Source organism: Oleiphilus sp. HI0080, assembly GCF_001635135.1.
In genome coordinates this window covers 1-3194 of the sequence record NZ_LWFU01000366.1, presented here as the reverse complement: position 1 = coordinate 3194, position 3194 = coordinate 1, and the positions used below count along the sequence as shown (strand labels likewise).

General features: G+C 46.2%; 3 protein-coding genes. All 3 read left to right on the top strand.

All coding sequences use genetic code 11. The features are described from left to right. On the top strand, window positions 1-557 hold a 557-nt coding region (locus A3751_RS05530), incomplete at its 5' end, for a C39 family peptidase (RefSeq protein ID WP_082863070.1). A gap of 34 nt (window positions 558-591) precedes the next feature. After that, entirely contained in the window at window positions 592-1602 is a 1011-nt protein-coding gene (locus tag A3751_RS05525) for a flagellar protein FilC (protein ID WP_068453201.1), read from the top strand. A 22-nt stretch (window positions 1603-1624) separates the two neighbouring features. Beyond that, window positions 1625-3194, top strand: a 1570-nt coding sequence (locus A3751_RS05520; RefSeq protein ID WP_156492272.1) for an OmpP1/FadL family transporter, incomplete at its 3' end; no start/stop codon positions are given.

The following is a 3194-nucleotide window of genomic DNA, read 5'->3' as shown; positions in this document are numbered from 1 at the left end:
AAGTGATGGAGGGCTTACTTCATTACGGTGAGAACGAGCGAATTGTAGAGCGCCGTGGTTTCTCGATGTTGGACATGAAGCGCCTCGTTACGGCCTTAGGTTTTCCTGCTGGTGGCTTTAAAGCGGAGATGCAAGACCTAATCGACTTGGATCACCCAGCGATCGTTCCAATTCAGTACGCGGGTTACAAGCATTTCGTTGTCGTAAAGACGGTGGAGAATGATCGTGTTTTTATTGCGGATCCATCGAAAGGAAACTTAACGTTCACGATTGAGCGCTTTAAAGAAGCTTGGGATCAAAATGTATTATTCGTTGTATTTCCTGGTGATACGAAGCCGGTAGATGGTCTGGAATTGAGAGAAGAAGACTTACGTTATATTGATGACCAGACACTCTCTCTGCAGGCATTTCAGGAGTATCCAGATTATTTCGATATGCATCAGTGGCGGATACAGAATGAGATCGAACGGCTTAAAAATAACTCTGAAGAGGAGATAGCCAATGGTGCGCCAACCTTTAGTAATGGCACCAAGCAGCTTCACTACAGAAGAAACTAATTAGATTGCGATAGTATTAAACAAGGACAGACTCATGGCCCGCTTTTTAAGGCTTTTGATCATATTTTCTGGAACCCTGCTCGCGACTGGCGGGGTTTTTGCTGAAGAAAAGTCTTCGACGGATAAAGCGCGTGAAGCGCTTGCCCAGCAAGGGGAAGACGAGAGTGATACGGCTCAGTTAGAAGAAGTTTTCCAAGCCGCTGAAAAGCGCTACTCGATGTTGAAATCTGGCGGGAAATCGCTGTCTTACTCCTTTAGTTATTCCTATACAGGAGACTCTAGAATCGATCTAGAGGTTACTAACGGCGTTGTCCGTAATTTGGATGTAAATCCTACTGCAACGCACAGCATGACGAACAGTTTCAGCTTCTCGTATGGCATTCTCAATAACGTCACGTTAAGTACCAACGTTCCTTTATCCACTCGTTACGACACGACACGTGAATTATCGGTTACAGATTTTGGTGATATTAGCCTCGGGCTCAGATGGCAGCCATTCTCTTATGTGCCGGGTGCGCCCACAATAACAGTCAATACCTCTTTGAGCACCAAAACAGGGGTTAGCCCTTATGAAATTAACCCGCAACAAAGACTGTCTACAGGTAGCGGAACGTATTCGTTTAGCACTGGTGTTAACGTATCTAAGGTACTCGATCCGGTTGTTGTGTTCGGTTCATTAAGCTCTGGTTATTCATTTGAAGAAAATGGCCTGAATCAAGTCCGAGGCGGGCGGGTTTTGACGTCTGTTCATAATGGGCAAAGTTATTCTCTCTCTGGCGGTTTCTCTTACTCTCTGTCCTACGATACTTCCTTAAGTATTTCGACAAGCATTTCTTATAACAGCGAAACGAACCTTTACTTCGCTGATGGAAGTAATACTGAAACTCAAGATTCGGCTAGTGGTTCGGTAAACATGTCTCTGGGTATTAGGGTTGACCCTACTACGATTATTAACACCAGTTTTGGCTTTGGTCTGACCGAAGATGCTTCAGACTTTAACTTAGGCTTCTCGTATCCGATTAATATCGGTGCGTGGACTTGGTAAGCGATCAAATATTGGAGCTGATGTGAGAGCGCTTACCAAACCAATACAGCGTGCAATGGTTGCGCTGTTTTCCGTGTTGTTGGTTTTTCCGCCCCAGCTTTATGCGCAGGTAGGTAACGGCATCACGATCGATAGTCGCGCGATGTCGCTTGGTAATGCCGTCGTAGCGGATCGAGATCCAAGTATTGCCGCTGTTTATCATAATCCCGCGGGTCTCGTAAATTTAGAAGAGCGTCAATTCGAAGTAGATCAATATATTATTGGTCTTGATCTCGATGCGGCATATATCGCGGGCGACGATTACGAGATCTTTGGTCTAGATGGAACAGGCTTTAATACCTACGATCCGACTGTTCCAAGAGACCCAGTGGTGGGTGGTGATGGATATGGTGAGAGCCATACGAGTAAGCCGGCGATATATATTCCGGGCTTTGGCTTACAGCAATGGGTCTGGAGTGGGCCGGCGCCACTTCCGTTTCAGTTCGGTTTCTCAGTAAACGAGCCGGGCTCGAAGTTTACTTTTGCATTCAAAAACTACATGCATTCTCCGCTTGGCCTGTTCAAAGACGCTGAAGACCCAGGTAAATTCCTAGGTAAAGAAGCGGCTATTCAGCGCTACACTTTCTTTTCTCCTGCAGTTGGTTACGAAATTTCTGATGAATGGGCCGTTGGTCTGGGCGTTCAGTTATCCCATCAAGGTTTCTATATCGCGCAGGATAACCGGGCACCAAACTTTTTGATTGCCGTGACTGAGATTTTACAGGATGCGTTTGCCTGTGAATTTGATAAGCCGATCGGTAAACGTCGTGATCCTCTCCAGCCTTTCCTTTCTCTCTGTCAGGGTAATATTGGTCCGTGGGACAGTGTTGGTCGAATCGACATCGATATGCAGCAATCACTTTCCCCAACATATAACGTCGGGGTGCTCTGGGAGCCAAATGATTGGTTTTCATGGGGGGCTTCCTACATGACGGGTGCCGAGATGGAGTTGCGTGGTACCTTTTTGATGGACTACACGGATGAGTGGACAGCATTCTGGCAAGGCTTTAACGGCTCGATTATTGGTGCGATTACTGCCGCGATTCTTGGTCTTCCTCGAGGACGACCATATGAGGCGGGAAATATTTATATGGATTATGAAATTCCGCAGCAGTTTAAGAGTGGTATCAGCATGCGAGTTCATCCGGAGTGGACCGTTAATCTTGATGCTACATGGACTGATTGGAGTGTCTGGGATGAATGGACGTTCCATTTTGATCGAGATCTAGAGCTTTTAACAACAGCGCGACTCCTTTCAGGACTTGTTACCGGAACCTCTCTAACGCTTCCACTTGGCTTAGAAGATACGTGGCATTACGGGATCGGTATCACCCAACACGTCAACTCTCGGTTGAATCTCCGGTACGGTTTGGAGCTGAGAAAGACGCCTGTCGGTGATGATGTTTTTGGTCCTGTGCCGGTAGGAGATATGAAGCATTGGGGCTTAGGCTTTGATTATAAATGGGATAAACAAACCAGGGTTGGTGCAAGTGTATTCTATATGCAGTCTGTTGATTACATTAAAAATAACACGAGTTGTAATCTAAACTGTA